We start from the raw sequence: 26,260 nt of genomic DNA on the forward strand, positions 1-26,260 counted from the left end.
CTGCAAATGCAATCCCGCGGCTTAACGCGGTTAAGCCGTCGGTCTTTTTGTTTTACCCACCTTATGAAAGCAAGCTTTCAACGGTGTTCAAAACAAAAATCCCGGTGCCAAAAGGCACCGGGATTGCGCTTGATGTGGGTCATACTGGATTCGAACCAGTGACTTCCACCCTGTCAAGGTGACACTCTAAACCAACTGAGTTAATGACCCTTTTCGGATGTCAATAATAAAGAAAATGTAGCTATTATCGATACTTTTTTGAAAAAGTATTTCTTTTGTTAGAACAGGAAATTTAAGATTCGAAAATATAAGGGCGCGCTACGCATAATATTCCAGAATTTTAAAAACCTTATCGAACCAGATCAAAAGCCCCTTTTTTAAGAACTACGCTATTTACAGATAAATCCGGGCTCCTGAGTATTCTTCGTCCTTCAATTTCTGCTCCTGCACTTACCGCTACCTGCCTGAAGGTATATGCATCCGATTCATCTTTTTCAAGGATCAGGATAAAGTACCGTCCTTCTTTTTCAACCACCGCAGCAGACGCCGCCGATAAGTCCGTCGGCTTGTCCTCTTTAAATGGATTATTTTGAATCATGGCTTCCACATACATCCCAACAACAAAGTTGTTTTTCAGCGAATCGGGAATATGCCCGTGTACTCTTATGGTTCTTTGGTCCGAGAGTGCTTCACTGATCAGGTGAACCTCTGCAGGAAAAGTTTCTTTCGCTGCCTCGGGAACCTGAAAGGAAATCTTTTGGCCTCTCTTGACCTTCATTACATCCTTTTCAAAAACATTGATTTCGAGGTGAAGGTGGTCACCATTGATGATCTCCAAAGCCGGGGAGGAGGGATTTGCGAAACTTCCTTTAGTAACATGGATCTTTGTGATACTCCCGGAAATTGGCGCATAAATACTGATCTGGGATGTGATGTTTTCCGGGGTTACCCGGTCGGGATCGAGATCGAGTAATTGCAGCCGCTTGCGCAGGCCAAAGTATGTTGCGTTAGCCGACCGGTATTCACTCTCTGCCCGAAGAAAGTTTTTGCGGGAGGTGATCTGCTCTTCCAGTAATTCCTTGTGTCGGGTATATTCTTCCCTAAGGTATTTTAATTGTTCCCTGATTTCAAGATACTCCTGCTGCAAGGTTACAAATTCAGGATTTTCCAGCCTCAACAGCAATTGCCCCTTTTGGACATGGTCACCAACTAGAAACGGATTGTAGGTGACGTATCCCCCCATAAGCGGGCTCAGGGATACCCTGTTTTCCGGGGGTACATCTATAATACCGGTAGCCCTGATGCCATCGGGGGAAATTGTCACAGATAGGGTATCGAAGTCCATTCGGTTCTTTTCGAATTGTTCTTTGCTTACTACGATTAATGAGGGATTCTTTTGTGCGGTTATTTCATTTTGGGGTTGTTCCTTCTCAGACGGTTGACATGCAAAGAGGAATGGGATAAAAATGAGGATATATTTTGCTGAATTTTTCATGATCATTCTGATAAGGTTAAGTATTGCAGTTCAATAACGGTATTGTTGTAAAGTTCTAATTGCTCCAGCCGTTCCAGCAGGATGGTATACGCATTCTCAAGGGAGGCGATGTATTGAAAGAAATTGATCTCGCCATTCTGGTAACTAAGCATTGCGGTACGAATCAACTCCTCTGCAATGGCCTTGCCTTCAGTTTCGTAATACTTCAGGCTTTGAGCATAGGTGTGCATTAGGGTCTGCATTTCCATCACCTTGTTCTCGTAGGCCACCATAAAAGCATCCTTCCTGCTATTCATGGCATCACGGGCGATATTGCTTGCCTTCACCCTGGAAGCCTGGCCTCCGAACAGTATAGGGATCTTTAGTCCGACCTGGTATCCGTAGCGTTGGTCGTTAAGCGTACTGTTACTCCCCTGGAAATAGGACAGACTTATATCCGGCAGAAAGCGGTTTTTTTCCAGCTGATTCTCGGCAGCTCTGAGGGAAATACTACTCTCCATAATATTCAATTCCGGCGAAACCAGGGTATCGGCCGGTAGATAGGGTAATTTTACAGGGGTTTCTCGACCAAGGGCAAAACTGTCTGACGCCTGGACAAGGGCAAGTATCCGGTTTTTTTTGATCGCGGTTTTTGCGATGGCTGCCTTAAGTTGTATCGCGATCTGCTGTTGCTTTGAACGGGCCGTTATCTTTTCCAGATAGTTGGTCTCTCCCAATTCAAACCGCCGACCTGCGGCATAGGCGAATTTTTCATAGAGGCTGTCAAGTCTGCGATAGATGTCTTGTTTTTCTGCTGCGACCTGGTATTGGTACCAGGCCTGTTCCAGGTCTCTTGTAAGGATGTTCCTTTGAAGATCTAATTGATGCGAGCTTCTAACAGCCCTTACCTTTTGAACCTTGCGCTGAGAAGTATACACAGTGGGGAAAAGAAAATTCTGTTGTATTCCGTATACCTCAAGAGGACGGCCATTAACGGCCAGGTTATTCTGGTCGTAATGATAGTAGATCTCGGTTTTATCAAAATTCCAGGCGGCTCCCTTTAAAGATTCTTCCTGAAGCTGCTCCAGCTCTAATGCTTTTAGTTTGCTGTTGTTTTCGTAAGCCAATATCCGGAGACTGTCAAGGGTTAATATCCTTTCCTGGGCGGTTGACTTCATCATACTGCCAAGGCCAAAAACCAGCAGTAGCAGGCTTAGTTTTGAAGGCTTGAGAGCAATTCGTGATTTTTCGTTCGTACTGCCTTTATAAAACAAGGCATATAAAACAGGTAATACCAGTAAGGTAAGCAGGGTTGCAGTAATGAGTCCGCCCACAACCACTGTTGCCAAGGGACGTTGTACCTCGGCACCGACATTGGTAGAAACAGCCATGGGTAAGAATCCTAATGCAGCAGCTGTGGCCGTTAGTAAAACTGCCCTTAACCGGTTCTTGGTTCCTTCCTTTACCAGGGTTTCGATATTGCTGTATGCATGTTGTTCCATTTCCTTAAAGTGTTCGATCAAAACAATTCCATTTAATACAGCGATCCCGAATAGCGCTATAAACCCAACGCCTGCAGAAATACTGAAGGGCATCCCTCTTAGGTAGAGTAAAAGTACACCTCCCACCGCAGCCAGGGGGATTGCCGAGTAGATAAGAATGGCTTTCTTGAGAGAATTAAAAGCAAAGAAAAGCATCAGGAAGATAAGTACGAGGGCAATGGGTACTGCAACCTTAAGTCTCGCTTTAGCTTCATTGAGGTTTTCAAACTGGCCACCATAGGTAATGGTATATCCTACGGGCAGGTTCACCTGGGTTTCGATCTTTGAACGAATCTGATCCACCACGGTCTGAAGATCGCTGTTTCTCACATTGATACCGATAACGATCCGCCTGCGGGTATTATCCCTGGAAATCTTTGCCGCTCCTTTTTTGTATTCTATGGTTGCCAGTTCTCCCAGTGGGACCTGGCCTCCTGAAGGCAAATCTATAAAAAGACCTTTAAGGTCATCGATACCTCTCCGGTTCTGTTCCTGCAGGCGAACCACGAGGTCAAATCTTTTTTCGCCTTCAAAAACGCTTCCGAGGGTCTTTCCTGAAAATCCCATGGCAATGAGGTTATTCAGTTCGGCAATATTCAGTCCGTACCTTGCGATCTTGGTTCGATCGTAGGTGACGTTCATCTGAGGGAGGCCTTCTACTTTCTCAACGGTAACATCGGCTGCTCCCGGAACCTGTTCAGCGATATCCTTGATACGTTCCCCCAGGGATGCCAGGGTATTCAGATCCTCCCCATAGACCTTAACAGCAATATCTGAGCGCACTCCGGAGATAAGTTCATTAAAGCGCATCTCGATGGGTTGGGTAAATTCCACTTCCATCCCGGGAATTACCGCCAGGGCTTCCTTGAATTGTTCTGCCAGTTCATCCTTAGTTGAAGCAGATTCCCATTCATCTTTATCTTTAAGAGTAATGATCACATCACTGTCTTCCATACTCATGGGGTCGGTGGGTACCTCTGCTGCTCCGATCCGGGACACCACCTGATCGACCTCAGGGAAGTTCTCCAACAGGATGGTTTCGATACGGGTGGTGATCTCAATGGTTTTGCCCAGGGAAGTCCCTGTTTTTAAGACCGGTTGGATCACAAAATCGCCTTCGTCCAGTGTCGGAACGAATTCCCCTCCCAGCCGGCTGAATAAAATCCCACCGGTAATAACGAGTAAAGAAGCGATTCCCAGAATTACCTTTTTGTTCTCCATGGCCCGGTCCAGCATGGGGTCGTAGAAGCGGTGAATAGCCCCCAGCAACCTCGTGGAGATATTTTTCTTTTGAACGGATTTTCGCAGAAATAATGAGGAGATTACCGGAACATAAGTGAAACAAAGGATCATGGCCCCGATAAGAGCGAAACAAAATGTCAGCGCCATGGGTTTGAACATTTTTCCCTCAATACCACTTAAAGAAAGGATAGGGATAAATACAATAAGAATGATCAATTGGCCGAAGACTGCCGAATTCATCATTTCTGAAGCCCCGGAGATACTGATTTCATCCCGGTGGTTTTGCCGGTCGGCTTTGGAAGCCTTCTCAGGTGCAAAACTGTCCCTGGCCAGTTTAAAGGCAATGAATTCTACAATGATAACGGCTCCGTCGATAATGATCCCAAAATCAATAGCTCCCAAACTCATCAGGTTGGCATCTACATCAAAAAGATACATCATGGACAGGGCAAAAAGCAGGGATAAGGGGATCACCGATGCTATTACAAATCCCGATCGAAGGTTCCCAAGGATTAGCACAACAGCGAAGATCACGATCAGGAATCCAAGGATGAGGTTTTCTGTTACCGTGGCCGTAGTTTCAGAAATGAGTTCACTTCGATCGAGAAAGGCATTGATGCGAACCCCTTCCGGTAATGTAGCCTCTATGGAAGACACCCGGGCCTTAACCGCATCAATTACCTGTTTGGAATTAGCATCTTTGAGCATCATTACCTGCCCAAGAACCTTTTCTCCTTCTCCATTACCGGTGATGGCTCCAAACCGGGTAGCATACCCGTAGTTGACCTCGGCAATGTCACGAATATAAACAGGACTGCCGTCTATTGTTTTTACCACAATGTTACTGAGGTCTTCAAGGCTGTTTACCAATCCTTCCCCGCGAATAAACCAGGCCTGATCGGTTTTTTCTATATACCCTCCTCCGGCAACGTTATTGTTCTCCTCCAGTGCCTCAAAAACGTCTCCTGCCGTAAGTTGCATAGCATTGAGCACAGAGGTGTTCAGGGCTACCTCATATTGTTTCAGGTACCCTCCCCAGGTATTGATCTCTACTACTCCGGGAATGCCGGATAACTGACGCTTGACGACCCAATCCTGTATGGTGCGAAGATCCATGGCGGTGTATCGGTCTTCATACCCCGGTTCCACATCCAGAATGTATTGGTAGATTTCGCCTAATCCTGTGGTGATAGGGCCCAGTTCCGGAGTTCCAAAGCCCTGGGGGATCTTGTCGCTGGCCGATTTGATTTTTTCTGTAATGAGTTGCCGGGGTAGGTAGGTTCCCAGATCGTCATCAAAAACGATGGTTACCACAGAGAGCCCGAACTTGGAGACCGAGCGGATCTCTTTTACCCCGGGTAGATTGGCCATTTCCAATTCTATGGGGTAGGTGATGAACTGCTCCATGTCCTGGGTAGAGAGGTTCCTGGAGGTGGTGATTACCTGAACCTGGTTATTTGTGATATCAGGTACAGCGCCAATGGAAAGTCGTGTCAGTGAAAATATTCCAAAGGCAATTAGAAAGGCAGTGAAAAGTAAAATGATCAGTTTGTTATGAACACTGAATTTGATCAATCGGGTTAACATAATGCATCGATAAGGATTACAGAAATATTTGCCATCCGGAATTTTTCAACTTCCGGGAAAGGCTTTAGTAACAAATGAAAAAGATTATGTTAGCCTGGGTGGCTGGAAGGTTTTAATGGCAAAAAGATTCTTCCGGATGGGAAGGTAAAAGGAATCGATCGCAGGATGGGGGCTTACAGGAATATAAAATTCAAACAGAAATCCATCGACGAAGGCAATTGGGTAAAATGCATGAACAAAGGCATGCTGGAAAGGAAGATCCTGATGTTGATCCTTATGGGAACTGTCCATATGATCTGATTGCTGGGAGCCGTAATGTTTTGCAATGAAGCTAACCAGATCATCACCATAGGCATCCTTGTGATAACTGGCATGTTCCATGAGGTTCCCTATGCTCAGGATGTCATTCAGACTCATGTGCATGGATTGTAAGGTAATTAATCCAGCCATCGCTATGTAAAGCCATTTCAGCATACAGTAAAGTTAGGAAAATATCTCTTACTCCTGTGAATTGTTCATGAAGATAGCCTCCTGAGTTTCAGAAAAAAGAGCAGTAAAAGAATAAGAAGATGCAGCTTTGGACAGCGGCAGCCTTTGATTGTGAAATGAAATGCATACAAAAGACAAGGGGAATAGAAATTGAAAAATCAATTGTATTCCCCCTGACACTTTAAATCTTCAACAGCATTACCTGCTGAATTCTACGGGTATGATCTCAGCCATAAAAAGCACCCCGATAAAGTCCTTTAAAAGTACGCATTTTTATTTATTCTATCCATGAATGATTTAACTTTAACACCTTGTTGGTCAGTGTTTTAATAGTTTCCTGTTAAATATGTAAGAAGGGTAATATTAATACAAAGGCTCAGACTCCTAAGATATGGTCACTAACGTTCACAGCGATGACATAAAGGAAAAAAATCAGGAATATACTGTGCACTACGAAAGCGAAATATTTTCTTTTAGAATTGGGCTCTTTTACGGCTTTAATAGCTGTAAGAAATCCAAAGAGGCAGAGAAAAGCGAGTATTACCATGAGACTGTTGAGGATGAGGGTGTAGGGGAAGGTAACGAGTTTTAATGGATGCAGTGAAATCGCAATGAGCATGATTGTGATTGCGGTGAACAATGCTATAATACTTAGGAGGAATGATTTTTTTGTATGCATCAAAATAAGATACCAGAATAATTCGTTATTTGAAAATTTCGCAGGAGGATTACACTCTTATGTGGATTGACAAGAATATCTTACATTTGGAAACAAACCCCATCGCATGCACAGAAATCTGATTTTTATTTCCCTGTTTACTTTATTTGTTTTTGGTTGTAAGAACCCTTCGGTCAAATCATCTCAGTCTGCCGGTAAGGGTAATGAAGAGTCATTGTCTTTAAAGCAGGAAACTAAGGCCACTGCAATCCCTGTATCCCTGGAAGACCTGCCGGATACTGCCTTTGTTCGGTTGGCAGATTACAGTAAAGATTTTGTTTACGATTTAAAATATGCAACGACGGATAATTTTATAGGGGAAAAGGTATATGATTGTGATGAATGCTATACCAGGGTAAGTACTGCTAAAGCTCTGATTGAGGTGAACCAGGCCTTTATGGAGCAGGGATTCAGGATTAAGTTCTTTGACTGCTATCGTCCGCACAGCATTCAGAAGAAAATGTGGGAGATCTATCCGAACCCAACCTATGTGGCAGATCCTGCAAAAGGATCAATCCATAATAAAGGGGGCGCTGTGGATATTACTCTTGTGAACATAGATGGAGAAGAACTTGACATGGGAACAACTTTCGACTTTTTCGGGAAGGCCGCCCATCATGCATACAGCGATTTGCCGGAGGAGGTACTCAGCAACCGGATCCTATTGAAATCAACCATGGAGTCGTATGGATTTAACGCCATTACCTCAGAATGGTGGCATTATAATTTCGGGCCTACCCTGAATTATGGTATAGCCGATTTTGTTTGGGATTGCAAATAACTTAGATTTTTTCTGTAACGATCAGAAGTTTCCGGTCTTCCGGGCCGGAACAGAAAAAGGCATAGGTGTCACCTCCATCACTGATCCTGAACTTTTTTCTGAGACTTGAGACGGTATCCGGAAAATTGCGTGTGGTCAGATTCGCCTTTTTTCCAGCCAATAATTTTTTCACACTTTTCTTATTGTAGTCTTCCGCAATTTTAACGCGAAAGCGTCTCCCTGGAAAATCCACAAGCTTATCTCCTGTGTATAAATGGGTGTTAGGATGCAATTTTTTAAGTCCGTAGCGTTCTGCCACCAGGTTGAAAGCTCCTGATTTCATGACAGCTGCATTAGGTTCATAAAGAAAAGTGGCAACATGCCCGATACCGGCTAAGGACTGGTTTTCTTCCTCCGGATTAAAGCTAAAAACGGAGGTTGTATCCGAGTCTCTGTCCAGGTTTACTGCTGTGATGAGGAGGTCTTCCGGTTTGGAGGAAGCATCCAGGAACCATAGTAATTCCTTAACTTCATTTTTAACAGCCACGATATAAATATGCGTTACACCACTCAACTCACCCAATCCTGCTTTGAGATCGAGAAGGGGAGATGTTTTAATGAGGATCTTCCTGGATTTACTGAAAAGAAATTCAAGGTGTTTGGTAAGGTCCGGGGTGCAATCAGAGAGCAGAAATACCTTTCTCTTAGCCTGGTCTCTTCTGGCGGGGTCTGCATAAATAAGATCGGTACTTTCGATCTCATGGAGGTATTCCAGTCCGTCCCCTTCTACCGTACTTATATTCGTGGCCTTGAGCTGCTTAAAATTATGTGTTGCAATTTCAGAAAGAGCAGTATTAACCTCACAATGAATTACCCTCCTGAAGTGTTTTGAAAAATAATAATCGTCTACCCCAAAGCCACCTGTGATATCTACCATATGAGTGCCTTCAACCAGGGCTGCCTTGAACTTAGCAGTAATTTCCGAGGAGGTTTGTTCTACAGACAGCGCAGGCGGATAAAAAATACCTTCCGTTTCAAACCAGGTTGGTAGTTTCTTTTCGGCTTTTGTCATGGATTCTACCTGTTGCAGGATTTCCCTGTTATCGATGTTATTAAAGGGAGATCCTTTCAGCGCCAGCGAGGCCAAGTCGTTACGGAGTTGGTTTTTGATATATTGCTGAACCTCTTTATGTAGTATATTTTTATTCACATTACAAACCTTTGGTAAGTGATTTCACCACTTTGTAATCTGAGAGAAACTCCTGAAGTACCACTTTGACGGCGGTATATGCGGGAACTGCGATAACCATACCTAATACGCCGAATAATAATCCGGCGATGATAATGACCAAAAAGATCTCCAGGGGATGTGATTTGACACTGCTGGAAAAAATGAATGGCTGACTGAAAAAGTTATCGATAAGCTGCCCAATCAGAAATCCAATGAAAACATAGATGGTTTTAGGCAGGATAACGCTGCTGAAATCGTAGCCCAGGTTACTCGACATAGTAAGGGCGAGCATCAGGGCCCCTCCAATAAGAGGGCCTATATAGGGGATGAGGTTGAGCAGGGCACATAAAAAGGCAATAACCACGGGGTTTTCGATTCCAACAATGAGAAGGACAATGGTGTAGAAAATGAAAAGAATGCTGATCTGAATTAGCAGTCCGATGAAATACCGGGATAACAGATTCTTTATTTTTTCGATGGAATTGGTTACTCTTTTTTCTTTCTGATCAGGAATAAAGGCCATAAGGGCATTTTCAAACAACATGCTGTCTTTCAGGAAAAAGAATGAGATGAATATAACCGTGAATAATCCAAAACTAAAAGTACCTATACCTCCAAGTACATTGTTAAGCAGGGTTGGTATAGCCGACAAACCAAATTTGGAGACCAGGTCTGATTGTTTAAGGGAGGCCTGTAAGGAAGCTTCTACCTGTGAGCGGCTGATGTTGAGGTGGTCCGAAACTTCCAGAAATACACCCTCCAGGCTGGCTCGTAACTTGTTGTAATCCAGTAGTGAAAGATTTTTCCCCTGTTCCATAATAAGCGGAATAAAGAGACTTATCAGTCCTACCAGGAACAAGACCATAAGGAGCATGGTGGTTACCACGGCAAGGGTATCATTAAACTTAAGGCGTTTTCGCAGAAAAATGACAAGGGGTCTTCCGATCAGGGATACTACCACAGCAATCAGGATATAAGCAATAACCGACTGTATTTCATAAAGAAATAAACCAAGCAGAACAATGCCTGCAAGGATGGCTATGGCGCGTAAAATTCCGTTGGCAATAATCTTAGAATTCATTGATGGAAAGTGGTCTGGTTTTATTTTCTTACAAGGTAGTATAAAAAATTATTTTAACAACCGGGTCATTTCATACAGGCATATGCCGGTAGCCATAGCCACGTTCATGCTGCTGTTTATTCCGAACATCTCAATATGAATATGTTGGTCTGCCAGGGCCAGATGCTCGGGTGCTATGCCGTGGTTTTCTCCTCCTATGATGAGTGCTGTTTTCTGATGTTCAGGGATTTTAAGTTCCTTTAAGGGTGTGCTGGTGTTGGTGATCTCCAGCGCGATCAGTCGGTATCCCTCATCTTTTAGCGCTTTGAGTACCACTGATGTCTCCGGCTCGAAGCGGTTGGTGACCCTTAGGTGGGCAGATCTTGCAGTTTTTTCCATACGCCTGCTGAAAGCCGGTGGATAAACGCAAAAAATGATTTCTTCCACCCCAAAGGCATCTGCAATTCTAAACAGGGAACCGGTATTGGCAGCAGAGCTCACCCCGTCACAAACCAGGGTTATGGGGAATTGACGTTGCTTAAAATTATGCTGGTGATGTTCCAGTTGTTCTGCCATGGTCTTAAAATTCAAAGGCAAACTGAACAATATTAGCCCCCATTTGAAGAGCTTTAAGACGGATATCCTCCGGGTCGTTATGCACCTCCCTGTTTTCCCAGCCATCGCCAAGATCACTTTCAAAGGTAAAGAGCAATACCAGTTTGTTTTCATGGAAAATACCAAGAGCCTGAGGTCTTAACCCGTCGTGCTCATGGATCTTAGGAAGGCCGTTTGAAAAATCGAATTTCTGATGAAAAACAGGGTGGTCAGTACCTATTTCGGTGAGGGTTTTATCCGGAAATACTTTTTTGAGCTCTTTTTCCAGATACGGACGCATCCCGTAATTATCGTCGATGTGTAAAAAGCCCCCTCCTGAAAGATAGGTTCGCAGGTTACGGGCATCTTCTTCGCTGAAGAAGACATTCCCATGACCAGTCATGTGAATAAACGGATAATTAAATATTTCATCACTACCTGCATCTACCGTAGCTGGCTTTGATTTTATGCGGGTATTCAGGTTTTGATTGCAAAATTCGATGAGGTTGGGAAGGGCAGTGGGATTGGCATACCAGTCGCCGCCGCCTTTATATTTTAACACAGCGATTTCCTGGCCATGAATGACCAGAGAAGACAGAAGAATTAACGTTGTGGTAAGCCATTTTTTCATAGCGGATCTCATGCTTTATTGATTAATCAAGGCAACCGTGTGGCAGGCAATTATAGCTGCTGTTTCTGTTCGCAGTCGGTTGTCACTTAGGATGACAGGCAAAAAACCCCTTTCTATGGCCAGGTCTACTTCCTCTTCCGAGAAATCCCCCTCCGGACCAATCAGGATCAATATAGGGCAGTCCGGCTGTACCCTTCTTTTAAGTTCGTAGCGATCCTCTTCAAGACAATGCGCTATAAAACTTTGTCTCGGTTTTTCTTTTGCTATGAAATCCCTGAAATTTTCAGGGGCATTCAATTGGGGCAGAAAACAACTCAGGGATTGCTTCATGGCCGATTGCAGGATCTTTTCCAGACGGTCGGTCTTAATTACTTTTCGCTCTGAATGATCACAGATGATGGGAGTAATTTCATCGACGCCAATCTCAGTGGCCTTTTCAAGAAACCATTCGTAACGGTCGTTGTTTTTTGTGGGGGCCACTGCCATATGCAGGGAATACCTTCTCGGGGACTTTTCTTCTACCCTGTCAATCCGCACCTGGCAGGCCTTTGAAGAAGAAAGGGTTATCGTGCCATGGAACAGGTTTCCTTTTCCATCTGTTAAGAGTATGCTGTCTCCCTCTTTTTTTCTTAAAACCCTGCTGATATGTTTACTTTCATCCTTGTCGAAATGAAATTCTGCGTTTTCCGGCTTAATTTGGGGAGCATAAAATATTTGCATACGAGTATATTTAGATCGAAAACCGCGCTTTGGCGGCTATGGTTTCATCGGTAAAATCACCTTTGAGATATTTATGGTATCCAACAATGCCGATCATGGCAGCATTGTCTGTGGTGTATTCAAATTTAGGAATAAAGGTTTGCCAACCCAATTCTTTTTCGGCATCCTGCATGGCTTTTCTGATTCCTGAATTGGCAGAGACACCTCCACCGATGGCAACTTTACGGATTCCTGTTTCCTTTACCGCTTTTTTGATTTTTTTCATCAGGATGCGAATGATGGTATCCTGAATGGAGGCACAGATATCATTCATATGATGCTCGATGAAGTCAGGATCTTTTTCGACTTCTTTTTGAATAAAATACAATACAGAGGTTTTGAATCCACTGAAACTAAAGTCTAATCCGCCTACTTTAGGAATCGGAAATTCGAAGGTCTTAGGGTCGCCTTGAGCAGCATTTTTATCGATCAGGGGTCCGCCGGGATAGGGCAGCCCGAGAATTTTGGCGCTTTTGTCAAAAGCTTCTCCAACCGCATCATCTATGGTTTCACCAATAACCTCCATTTCAAAGTAATCCATCACCCGAACGATCTGGGTGTGCCCGCCACTTATGGTAACTGCCAAAAAGGGGAATTCAGGTTTGGCCATTTCAGGGTCTTCAATAAAGTGTGCGAGGATGTGGGCCTGCATATGGTTCACTTCAATAAGCGGCACTCCTAATCCAAGGCTAAGCGATTTGGCAAATGAAGTACCCACGAGCAACGATCCCATGAGCCCTGGACCTCTGGTAAAAGCAATGGCAGATAAACTATTTTTATCGATATTTGCCTTGGCTAGTGCCTGGTGCACTACAGGAACTATGTTTTGCTGATGCGCCCTTGATGCCAGTTCTGGAACCACACCTCCGTAGGCCTCATGAATATGTTGATTGGCAACAACATTACTCAATACCTTGTCGTTATGTAATACGGCTGCAGATGTATCGTCGCAAGAGGATTCTATGGCAAGAATAAAGATATCTTGGCTATTCATCTTATATTTGGAATAATTATTGGACCACAAAGGTAAAACATAAAGCCCTATCAATAAACTGCGAAAAATATTATTGCGTTTGGTTTTGGTCCTGTTAGGCCTCTTAGTATTAACGGGTACCATACTATCCTTGCCCCCTGTACAGACGCAACTGGCGCAAAAGGCAACCAACTATATCAACGAGAATTTTAATACCGATATAAATGTAGAACGGGTAAAGGTGTCTATATTTTTCGGGGATGTGGCTCTTGAAGAAGTTTTTATCCGTGACTACAGGAAAGATACACTGGTCTATGTAAACCATTTGAACACCTCCCTCCTGAGTATGAAGCGTATCCTGGGGGGCGATCTTGAATTTGGCAGCATTGAGGCGGATAAGGTGCTTTTTAAGATGGTCACCTATGAAGGTGAAAGCGATACGAATCTCGATGTTTTTGTTAACAAACTGGATACCGGCCCTTCCGACCCCAATACCCCACCCTTTTTACTTACCGCACCGGAAGTTGATATCAATCAAGGCACTTTCTTATTGCTTGATAAGAACCTGGAGAGCGAGCGTTTATTGGTATTGAATAACATCACTGCCGAGGTGGAAGATTTTAAGATTTTAGGCCCGAAGGTCTTTGCACTGATCGACCGGCTTGGATTTACTTCAGAACGGGGATTGGTGGTGGATCATTTAAGGGGAGATTTTAAGTATACCAAGGAGGATATGAGCCTTGAGGGTCTTGAGGTACATACGGAAGGATCTGACCTTTCCGGAGATATCTATCTGTCTTATAACAGAGAAGATTTTGCAGATTTTGTAAATAAGGTGCAGTTCCAGGGAAGTTTTAAAGAATCCAATTTATCCCTGGATGAATTAAATCTCTATTACGATGAATTCGGAAAGGGCAAACGGGTTTCCTTCCAAACCGAATTTGAAGGTGTGCTCAACCAGCTGCAATTAAAAGGAGTAAACCTGAGAAGTGGAAACACCTCGATCAGGGGTGATTTTGATTTTCATAATCTTTTTGAATTCGAAAAGGGATTTAGCATGGAAGCCGACCTTGAAAAAGCCTCTTCCAATTACTTTCAGCTCCGGTCGTTGATGCCAAATATTCTTGGAAATTCCCTGCCGGCGAACTTCGGTCGTTTCGGCCAGTTCAATGTTACCGGAAGATTGGAACTTACCGAAGATAATATCTATTCCCGTATCGCCGTACAAACAGAAACGGGTAAAGGGTATACCGATATTAATCTCACTAATTTTGATAATATCGAAGAGGCCTCATATAGCGGCTTTTTGTCTCTTACAGATTTTGATCTGGGTAACTTTCTAGAGAATCCTCAGCTCGGACTCACATCCCTGGATATGAATATTGACGGTAGTGGTTTTAAAAAGGAAGTGCTGAATACTGAAGTTATTGGTCAGATCTTTAAGCTTACCTACAATGGGTATGAGTACAATGACCTGAGAGTTTCAGGGATCCTTAAAGATGAGCTTTTTGACGGGAGACTGATCTCCCGGGATGAGAATTTCGAAGTAGACTTTAAAGGATTGGCAGATATCTCCGGGACAACCAATGAGTTTAATTTCGTGGCGTCAGTGAATAAAGCAGACCTGAAACGTCTCAATTTCCTCAAGCGCGATAGTGTTGCCGTATTTAAAGGGAAGATCAATATGAATGTGGTAGGACGTAACCTCGACGATTTTGAAGGAGAGGTCAGGTTTTCAGATACGGAATTTGTTAATCAGAACGACACCTACTATTTCAATGATTTCAAAGTTACTTCTGAATTCCGCGATGGGGAACGGATTTTAAAGATCAATTCCCCGGATATTATTACCGGTACGGTAGAAGGGGTATTTAAAGTAAAGGAGCTGGGTAATCTTGTAAGTAATTCCATAGGAAGTATCTATACCAACTACAGCCCTTATGAGATCTCACCCGGGCAGTATGTAGATTTCAATCTGGAGATCTACAATAAGATCGTAGAGGTCTTTTTCCCGGAAGTGGAGTTTGGACCAAACACCTTGATTCGAGGTAAAATGGATGCCGATGATGGTGATTTCAAGCTCACCTTCAAATCGCCCCATATAGATGCTTTCGGCAATGTGTTTGACAGCATTAATGTGAATATCGATAATAAAAACCCACTGTTCAACACCTTTGTGGAGGTAGGGCAGATCAATTCTAACTTTTACGATGTTTCTGATTTTAACCTGATCAATACCAAGATACAGGATACGTTATTCTTCAGGACAGAATTTAAGGGGGGAAATGAGTTTAATGATGAATACAGCCTGAATTTCTACCATACTTTTAATAAGGAACAGCGATCGGTAATTGGTTTGAAACGTTCTCAGCTTGGATTTAAAGGGAATGAATGGGTGATCAATGAGAATAACGACCGGCAGAATAAGGTTACTTTTAACCGTACCCTGGATACCATCCAGATCGACCAGCTGGTAATGAACTACAGGGAAGAGCAGATACGTCTGGAGGGGATGCTCATTGATACGACTTATAAGGATATTGATCTTGAGTTCAGCCAGGTGAACCTTCAAAATATTATTCCGGAGATCGACAGCCTTCATCTGAAGGGAAAGGTAGATGGATACCTGAATATTCTGCAAAGAGACAATAATTATGTTCCTTCCTCCAATGTGAAGATTGGTGGATTTGAAGTCAATGGCTATAGGCTGGGGAATCTTTTTGTGGCAATTATCGGAAACCGGGACCTTTCGAGTTATGATGTAAATGCCAAGGTTGTAGATGGTTACCGGGAACGCATGAATGTGCTGGGGCAGATTAAATATGCGAATAAGGAAACCCGTTTAAGCCTGGATGTCAATCTGGATGGTTTTCAGCTTGAACCCTTTAGTCCGCTGGGCGGAATAGTGCTTTCGGACCTCCGGGGCACGGCAGGGGGGAAGGTGCGGGTTACGGGGCCGCTGGAAAATCCGGATATTAATGGTTATATAGAACTGGCCGATGCCGGATTAAAAATACCCTACCTGAACCTGGACCTGGATTTTAATAAATTATCAAGGGTGCGTCTTGAAAAACAATCGTTCCTGTTCGAGGATCTTATTCTGACGGACAGGAAATTTAAAACCAAGGCCCTTTTTAACGGATCTATATCGCATAATGGTTTTAGCGACTGGTACCTGGACCTTGATCTGAAGAGCCGTGGAGAGCGCTTCCTGGTGCTGGATACACCGGCAGGCAGTGATGAGCTTTATTATGGAACTGCATTTATCTCTGGGTCTGCTACGATCTCCGGGTTAACGGATGAGTTGTTAAATATAGAGGTGAATGCGCGAACAGAGCGAGGTACTGTTTTTAAGATTCCGATAAGTGATGAAACCGAGATCGGCGATTTATCATTTATTAATTTTAAAGACAAGAATAACGGAGAAGGAGGGGCAGATCAAAGGGAATTGAGGGATTATAAGGGCCTTGAGCTCTTTTTTGATCTGGATGTAACCCCGGCAGCGGAAGTGGAGATCGTGATTGATGAGAAAACAGGAAGTTCCCTTAAGGGAAGTGGTGCGGGGAACATGCTCATTGAAATAAACACCAACGGGAAGTTTAATATGTGGGGAGACTTTATTACTTCACGGGGGGAATACAATTTTAAGTACGGGGGCTTTATCGATAAGAAATTTAATGTGGAACCCAATGGTACCATCGTCTGGAATGGGGATCCTTTACAGGCTGATGTAAATTTAACCGCCACCTATTCCTTATATGCAAACCCTTCGGTGCTGCTCGACAATGCCCAGTATACCCGGAAGATTGAAACCGAGGTAGTAATAAATATGCTGGGAGAGCTGGTGCAACCAACCTTTGATTATGAGATTCGATTTCCAACAGCAAGTGCTGTAACCAACTCGGAACTTCAATACCGTTTGGACGATAATACAAAAAGGGAAATGCAGGCCTTCTCCCTGCTCTCCCAGGGAGCGTTTATTAATGACCTGAGTATTACCCAGCAAGCCGTTACCGGAAACCTGGTGCAGACTGCTTCCAGTATGTTTAACCAGATCCTGAATTCCGGAGACGGGGTATTCGATGTTGGGGTATCTTATGAGATCGGGGAACGCAATCCTAACCAGGATTTCGTTACTGACGACCGGTTAGGGGTTACAGTTTCCACACAAATCAGTGACCGGATCCTGGTTAATGGTAAGATAGGAATGCCCATCGGAGGGGTAAGTGAAAGTGTAGTGGCCGGGGATGTTGAGGTACAGATCCTTCTAAATGATGACGGAACCCTGAGTGCCACCATATTTAATCGTGAGAACGAGATACGTCAGTTTTTTGCTCAGGAACAGGGGTATACCCAGGGGGTAGGTTTGTCTTATCAGGTAGAATTTGATACCTTTAGGGAGCTTTTCAGAAAGCTTCTGGGTAAGGATCGTCAATCCCCCATTGAAGAAGATGAAAAACAAGCGCCTTCAACAACCTCCAATTCAAAACGAACTTTAGGAAATGGTATGGTAACCATCCGCCCTAAAAACGATAACTAGTACCCACCTGTAATGATCTTTTGTATGCTTCCTTTTCATGAAACGGAGAAGGGCTGGTATGCATGTTTTCGGTCCCGTTTTACTTGCATTTATTTTCGGGTTCAATTCCCGGGAATTAGTGAAAATCCTGAACTTTTTTATGCTCGAATAGCTTGTTAAATAGGAATTTATCAACGAAAACGTTTGAAATTTTCATTATTAATAATACAAGGTGTTTCATTGCCTTATTATTAAAAATTCTTTGGTAGTTTTACGTTGATCAAAAAAAAATGCATGTCTTCAAGTATTAAAAAAATAGGAGTGATGACGTCCGGAGGTGATTCTCCAGGGATGAACGCGGCTATTCGTTCTGTGGTTAGAACCTGCGCATTTCACAAGGTGAAATGTGTTGGAATCTACAGGGGGTATCAGGGGCTCATAGAAGGAGATATGGTGGAAATGTCTGCCCGGAGTGTGCGCAATATCATTAATCGTGGCGGAACCATTTTGAAATCGGCCAGATCACAGGAATTCCGTACCAAGGAAGGGCGAAAAAAGGCCCACGAAAATCTGTTGAAAAACGGAGTTGATGCCCTGGTGGTTATCGGCGGAGATGGAAGTTTTACCGGAGGAATGATCTTTAACGAGGAGTTTGGGTATCCCGTAATTGGAATTCCCGGAACTATTGATAATGACATCTACGGCACGAAATTTACCCTGGGATACGATACAGCACTTAATACAGCCGTGGAAGCTATAGACCGTATCAGGGATACGGCAAGTTCGCATGACCGCTTGTTCTTTATTGAGGTTATGGGACGCGATGCTGGCCATATTGCCTTAAATGTAGGTGTTGGAGCAGGGGCTGAAGAGATTTTGATACCGGAGGAGAACCTGGGTCTGGATCGCTTACTCGAATCACTGGAGAAAAGCCGGATTACCGGAAAGACTTCATCTATCGTAGTGGTGGCAGAAGGTGATAAAACCGGGAAAAATGTTTTTGAGCTCGCAGAATATGTAGAAACAAATATGCCGGATTACGATATCCGGGTTACGGTGCTGGGCCATGTGCAGCGCGGAGGTACTCCGACTTGTCGGGACCGGGTACTGGCCAGTAGGATGGGTGTAAAAGCTGTTGAAACCCTTATTGAAGGAAAATCAAATTTCATGGTAGGGATCAGCAATGACGAACTTAATCTTACTCCCCTGGAGCAGGCTGTTAAAGGAAAATCAGAGATTGATAAGGAACTCATCAGAGTTTCCGATATCATGACCACTTAATATTAGTAGAATAAAAATTAGAACACATGTCAACATTAAAAATTGGTATAAACGGATTTGGTAGAATTGGAAGACTGGTTTTCAGGGCTTCTTTTGAAAGAAATGATGTGGAGGTTGTCGCAGTCAATGACCTTCTTGATGTGGAGCATCTGGCATATCTTTTAAAATATGATTCTGTTCATGGCAGATTCAACGGTACCGTGGAGATCAAAGATGGTCACCTCGTGGTTAATGGTAAAACCGTTCGAATTACAGCAGAGAAAGATCCGAAAAGTCTGAAATGGGATGAGGTAGGTGCTGATGTCGTAGCTGAATGTACCGGTATTTTCACCACTCTTGATACTGCTCAGTATCACCTTGATGCCGGAGCGAAGAAAGTAGTGATCTCGGCTCCGTCTAAAGATGCGCCAATGTTTGTGATGGGCGTAAATCATAAGGAGGCAAAGGCGTCTGATAATATCGTGTCTAACGCTTCCTGTACCACCAACTGTCTTGCGCCGATAGCCAAGGTGCTTAATGACCATTTTGGCATTGAGGAAGGACTGATGACAACGGTTCACGCAACAACCGCTACCCAGTTAACTGTAGATGGTCCTTCAAGAAAGGATTACAGAGGGGGTAGAAGTGCGCTTTTAAATATTATTCCTGCATCAACAGGTGCGGCCAAAGCTGTGACCAAAGTGATACCTTCATTGGTGGGTAAACTTACTGGGATGGCCTTCCGGGTTCCTACTGCCGATGTTTCTGTGGTAGACCTTACGGTTCGCCTGGAAAAGGAAACTTCATATGAAGAGATAAAAAAGGTTATGAAAGCAGCCTCAGAGGGAGAACTTAATGGAATTTTAGGCTATACGGAAGAAGATGTGGTTTCTCAGGATTTTGTTGGGGAAAAATGTACATCTGTATTCGATGCAGGAGCTGGTATTGAGCTCAATTCCAAATTCTTTAAGGTAGTTTCCTGGTACGATAACGAAATGGGATATTCCAATAAACTGGTTGACCTGGCTCAGTACGTACACGGGCTTTAAGAAATTAAAATATTAGCAGGTGTTAAATATCCTCTCCCGGAAGGGAGAGGATCATTTTGATTTGATATCATGATATTAATAGTAGATAGTGGCGCCACAAAGGCCGATTGGATAGCACTGGATGAACAGGGCGAAAAATTGTTTATGACCCAAACGCTGGGTTTAAGTCCTGAAGTGTTGACCAAGGAAATCATAGACGAACGGCTGGCCAATAACTTTGAGTTGTACAAACATCGAAAAGAGGTGTCTCAGCTGTATTTCTATGGTGCAGGGTGTGGTACACAACGCATGAGAGATTTTCTCAAAGGCATTTTTGAGACCTATTTTGTGAATGCCAAGATTGCCGTTAAAGAGGATACTTATGCAGCGATTTATGCGACAGTGAATCCCGACGAAAATGCCATTGTTTGCATCCTTGGTACAGGGTCAAACTGCAGTTACTGGGATGGCAAAGAGCTTTACCAGAAAGTGACTTCTCTGGGGTATATTCTGATGGATGATTGCAGCGGTAATTATTTTGGGCGTCAACTGTTGAGAGATTACTACTATCGAAAGATTCCTCAGAAACTGGCTTCGAAGTTCGCCAGAGAATACGATCTGGACGAAGATACCATAAAGAATCATTTGTATAAGCAGCCTAATCCAAATACGTACCTGGCTACGTTTGCCCGGTTTTTGATTCAGAATAAGAATGAGGAGTACTCCCAAAAACTTATTCGTAAGGGCATGCAGTTATTCATAGATAATGCCATCAGGCAATACGAACAGGCGAATCAGGTTCCCGTCCATTTTGTGGGGAGTATCGCTTTCTATCTGCAGGAGGAACTTAAACAGGTTATGGAAGATAACGGGTTGCATTTAGGGAAAGTATTAAGACGGCCTATTGACGGTCTTGTAGATTACCATATGGCCATGTTTGGATAGGTTGTTCCTGATGAAGAATATATAAGGTGGTTGTGGATGATGTAAAATAGTTTCCACAACCACTTTTTTTATTTAATGGCGATCATGGAGATCTCTACATTGACAAATTTTGGGAGATTGCCTACTTCCACTGTCTCTCTTGCGGGAGCGGTTTCACTGTCGAAATAAGCGGCATAGATTCCATTAACTCCTCTGAAATCATTCATGTCACTCAGAAATATCGAACTTTTTACCACGTCTTTAAAAGACATGTCTGCTGCAGAAAGAATGGCCTGAAGGTTTTTCATAACCTGTTTGGTTTCTTCTTCAACCCCTCCTTCAGCCACTTCTCCGGTGGCAGGATTAATGCCGATCTGACCACTAATGTACAGGGTGTTCCCTGCGAGTATAGCCTGGTTGTAAGGCCCTATGGGTGCAGGGGCTTTGTCGGTTTTGATGATAGTTTTCATATGGTGGTGTTTTATGATTTTAGAGTCGTCTGTCTGGCTCACGTCGCTGTTCCCATTTCAGGTCGCTGAGCAGGGAAGAGCGGATACCTATTGTAAAGAACCAGGAAGCTCTGGTGCTGAAGGGAACCCATTGAAAATTCATCTGCCAGCTGTCCATTACGCGATCAAACCGGAATTGGGTATAGGTGAATCCCTGTTGTTTGAAGTCGTATCCGGAGGAAATACCTAGCCTCCATTTAGGGGTTAAGTCTACATTTCCGGAAAACATTAAGGAATTGTTGGTGATCTCACTTTGCCTCCTGTTGTTGGAGTAGGTGAGGGCATAGGCCATTCTGAAATTCCATGGCACCTTTGCCTTGTACAGTTCTGTTGGGCCTTCTGAAGCCGTTTCTTCGGGGTCTCTTCCAAAGGTGCGCTTATCGCTGAAATCCCTTCCGCTGCCAAAAAGGTCATCCGGACGACCACCACTTTGGGTATTGTCGTCCCTGTCGTCATCCCTTCCGCTAAAGAGAGAATTATCGATGCTGTAGCTCACATTTACATTCGCCTGGGTGAGACGGAATATACTCCCTCCGTTTTCCAGGTTAAAAACATCGGTGCGGTTGCCTGAATTATCCAGGGCATATGGGTCCAGGGTAGCGCCAAAGTTAATACTCATTTTGTTGTTGAGCAGCTGGGTGTTTCCCGACATACGAACAGGGCTCCAGTTTAAGGAATCGGCGGCAATGTTATAGGAAGACGAGAAATTGAGGTTGTTCAGGAGCTTTACTTTTTTGGGTTCCGTAGCAGTGGTATCCTTGTCCCTGACCTTTGCTTCGACCACATTGCTCAAGGCAAAATTCAGGTTGTTGGAGTTGTTAAGGCCCGGAGTTCCGAAAAGTCCGCCTTCGAACCGGGTGTACATGCGCTGCACTCCGTTCTCGTCTACGTACTCGTCGTAATACTGGTCGAATGCCGGGGTGTAGCCATAGCCTACAGATGGCCTTACTGTGTGTCTTATTGCCTGAATCTTGGCGTCTTCCCTGAAATTAAAGGTACCGTAAAGCGTGGTTCCAACATTGGCGTTAAAATTGTAAGTGCCAAAACGGTCAAATCCGCTAACCGTGTCTCTTGGTTGTTGCATCAGCAACTGATTGTAATCGTCTATGCGGATGGTTTTTAATTGCCATACCTCGTTGTAATTAAAGCTTAGGGAGGTACTGAAGTGCTTGAAGAGCTTGAAATTGGTACTTACAGGTATAACATGGCGGAAACCCGCCTTGGCATCGTCAAACATCTCCGGCTTGAACAACAGGCTGTCTATAGTGTTTATCCGGTTTTCGCCCCGACCGGTGTACTGAAAGTTTATGTTCTGAATAATTCCCTTCTTGGTTCCTGAACGTTTGGCAAAAGGGAAAATTCGTTCCATACTGGCCTGAAGCGTGGGTAGGGTGAGGTTTACCGACTGCGTCTGGGTGTTTTGGCTCACAGCGGCCGTAATACCTACGTTAACCATGGGGTATCCTGAAAATGTCTTGTTGTAATTTACAGACGATTGAAGGGTGTTGTTCAAAAAGTTCCCTGTATTGATCTGGTTAATCGATTGCTGATAGTATTGACTGCTACCAAAATTCACCGATGCTGAAAGCCTTGAATTCGGATTAGCCTTGGCGTCCTGGTTATGATTCCATTGAATATTGTATATGGTACTGCGATTATAATCCGGAAATCCCCGCTGACTATTGATAAGGTTCTCATACCTGAAGCGCAAGGCTCCCCTGTACTTGTAGCGGGCGGCGTAGCTGCTCTCCAGTCTTAAACCATAACTGCCGTTGGTATAATAGTCTCCCAGTACCGCAAGATCCATATAATCATTGATCGCAAAGTAATACCCGCCGTTTTGAAGGGAATAGCCTCTCAGGTTGGTTTGTCCCGGGGTGGGGAGAATGATACCTGAAGCATTGGTTTCCTGGTTCAGGGGGAAATATGCAAATGGTACGGCGATTGGAGTGGGCACATCTGCAATATACATATTACTGAATCCCGCTATGATCTTCTTCTTAGGTACAAATTTTCCATTTCTTACACGGATGTAATAATCGGGGTCTTCAGCATTTTCCGAAGTTGTAAGTTTACCTTCCTTTAAAAAGTATACCGAATCGTTTTCCTTTTTTACGGTTTCGGCATATACTTTCATAGGTTCTCCTATAGACTGCTCAGATCTGGAATTAAAGATAAGAGCTCTTTTGGTGTCAAAGTTGAAGCGAATGGAGTCCGGTTCCACTACATTGTTTCCCTGTTTAAAATAGGGGGTCTGACTATAGTTTCCGGTACTGTCTTTTATACGCCCGGCATAGACTTCATTTGTGTTGTAGTCGATAACGATGATTCCGGCTTTAAGCTCGTATTCCTGATAATATACCTCGGCTTCATTGTAAAGGTAGATCCTGTTCTCACTTCTGTTTATTTGCCTGTAGTCTTTAGCGTTATACTGGATATCCCCCAGGAGAAACCCCTGGGCAGGCTGAATGCTGTCTGTTGCGGTGCTGTCCTGATGATTCCCGGGCAGGAAATTTTCAGGTGCTTTTATGTTTATGCTGTCTTTAAGAGGTTGGGTTGGCAAAGGTTCTGGAAGGGGAGAAACCTGTCCTAAAATGACACTGCTGAAAAACAGGAGTATAAGACTTAAAAGTATGTTGAGTTTGTTTGCTAGCAAAGCTTTAAATCCTATTTTTGTACAATAAAGCGGTAAGGTTTTAGCCGTGCCAAACTTACGTATATTTTTTGGTCTGTTAATTATTTATGCTAATTTTTAACCAATAAAGAAGCCCTGATTTCGTTTGATATCTATGAAGCAATCCGATTTTTTTACTGTTATTCTTTTTAGCCTGCTGAGTATGAGTTTCCTCCACGGAAAACCCCTTGATCCACCTGCTAAGAGCAAGGTTTTTACTGTGGTTCTGGATGCGGGCCACGGAGGTCATGATCCGGGGAATTTAGGGAATGGGTTTAAGGAAAAGGATATTGCCCTGAACATTGTGCTTGAGATCGGGGAAATGCTGGAGAAAAATCCATCTTTCAAAGTAGTCTACACCCGTAAAACGGATGTTTTTGTTGACCTTAAAGAACGTGGCAATATAGCCAATAAGGCTAAAGCTGATCTTTTCATATCCGTACACTGTAATTCACATCATTCAAGTGCCCATGGTACGGAAACCTGGGTATTGGGGTTAAACGGGAATAAATACAATATGGAGGTTGCCAAAAAAGAGAACTCGGTAATCTACCTGGAGGAGGATTATGAGGTTAATTATGCAGGGTATGATATTAATGCCCCGGAATCGCTCATCGGTCTTACGATGATGCAGGAAGAATATCTTGATCAAAGTATTTTACTGGCAGACGCTATACAGGACAATTTTGAAAATAAACTTAAGCGTAAAAACCGTGGGGTGAAACAGAATATTTTCGTTGTGCTGCTTCAAACCTACATGCCCAGTGTATTGATTGAGACCGGATTCCTTACCTACAAGCCGGAAGGACAGTATCTAAACTCTGCCAGGGGACAGCGGGAAATGGCCGTATCGGTTACCGAAGCAGTTTTCACTTATAAAAATATGGTCGAAGGCTTTGTGGGAGACGATTTTTCATTCGAAGTACGCAAAGATGATGTCGGGTTGAATTCTGCGACGGGGGGTGATATTGCAGAATCCAGGGACGCATTGCTTAAGGATGCCGATCACGATGTGATTTTTAAGGTGCAGATTGCCGCCAGTTCTAAGGATTTGGAATTGCAACCTTTTAATTTTAATGGTTTGTCGGAACTAAGTAAGGAAAAGGCCGGTGCTATATATCGGTATTTTTATGGAGCTACCCACAGTTGGGAGGAAGTACAGGGACTGCAACAAACTGCTGCTGCAAAAGGTTTCCCTTCCTGTTTTATTGTTGCATATAAGAACGGTGAGAAAATGGACCTTGAAACAGCAGTGAAATCAATAGCTAATTAACATCCTTCTTTTGAAAATATTTCTAATTTTGTTACTTATCCTTAAATAAGAGACCCTTTGAAATTATCAAGAGAACTAAAAACAGCTATAATCATCATAGGGGGGATCCTTTTGTTCGTACTTGGATTCACCTTCCTTAAATCATCTTCACTTTTTGATTCCAGTAAAACATTTTATGCCGTTTATCAAAATGTTAACGGGCTCACTGCCGGTACCTCAGTCGATATAAATGGCTTAGCCGTAGGAAGCATAAAGGATATTCGCTTTGTCGATGAGCGGGGAAACCTCGTGGTTACCTTCACGGTTTCCAAGGACTTTGAGTTTTCTGAGAATAGTGAGGTAGAGATCTATGACACAGGAATAATTGGGGGTAAAAGCCTTCGCATTATCCCGGTTTTTGATGGAGGCCCTACGGCAAAATCCGGAGACACTCTGGTGTCGAGTATCAAACCTGGTATTACCGATTTGGTTACCCAGCGGTTAAATCCTCTGCAGGAAAAACTGGAAATGTTACTCACCAGTGCAGATACGGTTCTGGTAGGTATGGATAAGGTGATGAATCCGGAGTCTCGTGAAAATTTGCGCTCCGGTATTGAAAATCTCAATGATGTTCTTGTCAATGTAAAATCGGTTTCCGGAAAACTGGATCAGTTTCTGGATGACAATAAGGAAAACCTGGGTACTTCTTTGGAAAACGTGGGCAGATTAACTGCTAACCTGGCAAAAGTAAGCGATACCATTGCAGAGGCAGATCTGGGTAAGACTATAAGGGCACTGGAGAGCACTGCATCTAATCTGAACGAGATGATCTCGAAAATCCAGCAGGGCGATGGTTCTCTGGCAAAATTAATAAACGATGAGAAATTGTATAACAACCTGAACAGTGCTTCGGGTGAGTTGCAACTTTTATTGGAGGATATGCGTGTAAATCCAAAGAGATATGTACACTTCTCCCTTTTCGGAAAAAAGGCTGAACCTTACGAAGGGCCTCTTGAAGAGAACCCATCAAATTAA

18 protein-coding genes and 1 tRNA gene are annotated in these 26,260 nt (G+C 43.6%); 7 read left to right on the top strand and 12 right to left on the bottom strand.

Going from position 1 to position 26,260, the window contains the following annotated elements:
• Positions 1–135: 135 nt before the first annotated feature.
• The 4 genes from K7R11_RS08825 to K7R11_RS08840 all read right to left on the bottom strand — a co-directional run bounded on the left by K7R11_RS08825 (position 136) and on the right by K7R11_RS08840 (position 6,318).
• Positions 136–210, bottom strand: a tRNA-Val gene (locus K7R11_RS08825).
• A 139-nt stretch (positions 211–349) separates the two neighbouring features.
• Complete coding sequence (locus K7R11_RS08830) at positions 350–1,495, bottom strand: efflux RND transporter periplasmic adaptor subunit (RefSeq protein WP_224490164.1); 1,146 nt, start codon at positions 1,493–1,495, stop codon at positions 350–352.
• A gap of 2 nt (positions 1,496–1,497) precedes the next feature.
• Positions 1,498–5,844, bottom strand: a complete 4,347-nt coding sequence (locus K7R11_RS08835; RefSeq protein ID WP_224490165.1) for a CusA/CzcA family heavy metal efflux RND transporter — start codon at positions 5,842–5,844, stop codon at positions 1,498–1,500.
• Between the two features lie 84 nt (positions 5,845–5,928).
• The gene (locus K7R11_RS08840; protein ID WP_224490166.1) at positions 5,929–6,318 is read right to left on the bottom strand and encodes a hypothetical protein; all 390 of its coding nucleotides are present in this window, start codon (positions 6,316–6,318) and stop codon (positions 5,929–5,931) included.
• An 800-nt stretch (positions 6,319–7,118) separates the two neighbouring features.
• On the opposite strand from K7R11_RS08840, the gene K7R11_RS08845 reads away from it, so the two are divergent.
• Positions 7,119–7,832 carry a M15 family metallopeptidase gene (locus K7R11_RS08845; protein WP_224490167.1) on the top strand — a complete coding sequence of 238 codons (714 nt, stop codon included), beginning with the start codon at positions 7,119–7,121 and terminating at the stop codon, positions 7,830–7,832.
• A 1-nt stretch (position 7,833) separates the two neighbouring features.
• Here K7R11_RS08845 and K7R11_RS15090 read toward each other — a convergent pair whose 3' ends face one another.
• From K7R11_RS15090 to tsaD, 6 genes are read right to left on the bottom strand one after another with little or no spacing between them, the layout of a single operon-like run.
• Entirely contained in the window at positions 7,834–9,021 is a 1,188-nt protein-coding gene (locus K7R11_RS15090; protein WP_224490168.1) for a THUMP-like domain-containing protein, read from the bottom strand.
• A gap of 1 nt (position 9,022) precedes the next feature.
• Positions 9,023–10,123 (bottom strand): AI-2E family transporter, encoded by a 1,101-nt coding sequence (locus tag K7R11_RS08855; protein WP_224490169.1) that lies wholly within the window; start codon positions 10,121–10,123, stop codon positions 9,023–9,025.
• A 48-nt stretch (positions 10,124–10,171) separates the two neighbouring features.
• Entirely contained in the window at positions 10,172–10,678 is a 507-nt protein-coding gene (locus K7R11_RS08860; RefSeq protein ID WP_224490170.1) for a TrmH family RNA methyltransferase, read from the bottom strand.
• Between the two features lie 4 nt (positions 10,679–10,682).
• On the bottom strand, positions 10,683–11,327 hold the full coding sequence (locus K7R11_RS08865; protein ID WP_224490171.1) for a DUF4159 domain-containing protein: 645 nt from the start codon (positions 11,325–11,327) through the stop codon (positions 10,683–10,685).
• Between the two features lie 15 nt (positions 11,328–11,342).
• Positions 11,343–12,047, bottom strand: a complete 705-nt coding sequence (locus K7R11_RS08870) for a 16S rRNA (uracil(1498)-N(3))-methyltransferase (RefSeq protein ID WP_224490172.1) — start codon at positions 12,045–12,047, stop codon at positions 11,343–11,345.
• A 10-nt stretch (positions 12,048–12,057) separates the two neighbouring features.
• A complete protein-coding gene (tsaD, locus tag K7R11_RS08875; protein ID WP_224490173.1) occupies positions 12,058–13,080 on the bottom strand; it encodes a tRNA (adenosine(37)-N6)-threonylcarbamoyltransferase complex transferase subunit TsaD in 1,023 nt (340 codons plus the stop codon).
• A gap of 73 nt (positions 13,081–13,153) precedes the next feature.
• Here tsaD and K7R11_RS08880 point away from each other — a divergent pair, with 73 nt between their 5' ends.
• The 4 genes from K7R11_RS08880 (at position 13,154) to K7R11_RS08895 (ending at position 20,811) form a co-directional block, all read left to right on the top strand.
• The gene (locus K7R11_RS08880) at positions 13,154–17,599 is read left to right on the top strand and encodes a translocation/assembly module TamB domain-containing protein (protein WP_224490174.1); all 4,446 of its coding nucleotides are present in this window, start codon (positions 13,154–13,156) and stop codon (positions 17,597–17,599) included.
• Positions 17,600–17,872: 273 nt separating this feature from the next.
• Positions 17,873–18,859 carry a 6-phosphofructokinase gene (pfkA, locus tag K7R11_RS08885; protein ID WP_224490175.1) on the top strand — a complete coding sequence of 329 codons (987 nt, stop codon included), beginning with the start codon at positions 17,873–17,875 and terminating at the stop codon, positions 18,857–18,859.
• Positions 18,860–18,885: 26 nt separating this feature from the next.
• The gene (gene gap, locus K7R11_RS08890) at positions 18,886–19,887 is read left to right on the top strand and encodes a type I glyceraldehyde-3-phosphate dehydrogenase (RefSeq protein ID WP_224490176.1); all 1,002 of its coding nucleotides are present in this window, start codon (positions 18,886–18,888) and stop codon (positions 19,885–19,887) included.
• 69 nt (positions 19,888–19,956) lie between these two features.
• Complete coding sequence (locus K7R11_RS08895) at positions 19,957–20,811, top strand: N-acetylglucosamine kinase (RefSeq protein WP_224490177.1); 855 nt, start codon at positions 19,957–19,959, stop codon at positions 20,809–20,811.
• A 68-nt stretch (positions 20,812–20,879) separates the two neighbouring features.
• Here the strand turns inward: K7R11_RS08895 and K7R11_RS08900 are convergent, their stop codons facing one another.
• Both K7R11_RS08900 and K7R11_RS08905 read right to left on the bottom strand, forming a co-directional pair.
• Positions 20,880–21,260, bottom strand: coding sequence for a Rid family detoxifying hydrolase (locus tag K7R11_RS08900; protein ID WP_224490178.1), 381 nt, complete (start codon positions 21,258–21,260; stop codon positions 20,880–20,882).
• Between the two features lie 19 nt (positions 21,261–21,279).
• Positions 21,280–23,955 (bottom strand): putative LPS assembly protein LptD, encoded by a 2,676-nt coding sequence (locus tag K7R11_RS08905; protein ID WP_224490179.1) that lies wholly within the window; start codon positions 23,953–23,955, stop codon positions 21,280–21,282.
• A 181-nt stretch (positions 23,956–24,136) separates the two neighbouring features.
• Between K7R11_RS08905 and K7R11_RS08910 the strand changes: the two genes are divergently transcribed.
• Both K7R11_RS08910 and K7R11_RS08915 read left to right on the top strand, forming a co-directional pair.
• Positions 24,137–25,246 (top strand): N-acetylmuramoyl-L-alanine amidase family protein, encoded by a 1,110-nt coding sequence (locus tag K7R11_RS08910; protein ID WP_224490180.1) that lies wholly within the window; start codon positions 24,137–24,139, stop codon positions 25,244–25,246.
• A 57-nt stretch (positions 25,247–25,303) separates the two neighbouring features.
• Complete coding sequence (locus tag K7R11_RS08915; RefSeq protein WP_224490181.1) at positions 25,304–26,260, top strand: MlaD family protein; 957 nt, start codon at positions 25,304–25,306, stop codon at positions 26,258–26,260.

Origin of the sequence: Robertkochia flava, from assembly GCF_020166515.1 — a bacterium.
In the GTDB taxonomy this organism is placed as follows: Bacteria; Bacteroidota; Bacteroidia; order Flavobacteriales; family Flavobacteriaceae; genus Robertkochia; species Robertkochia flava.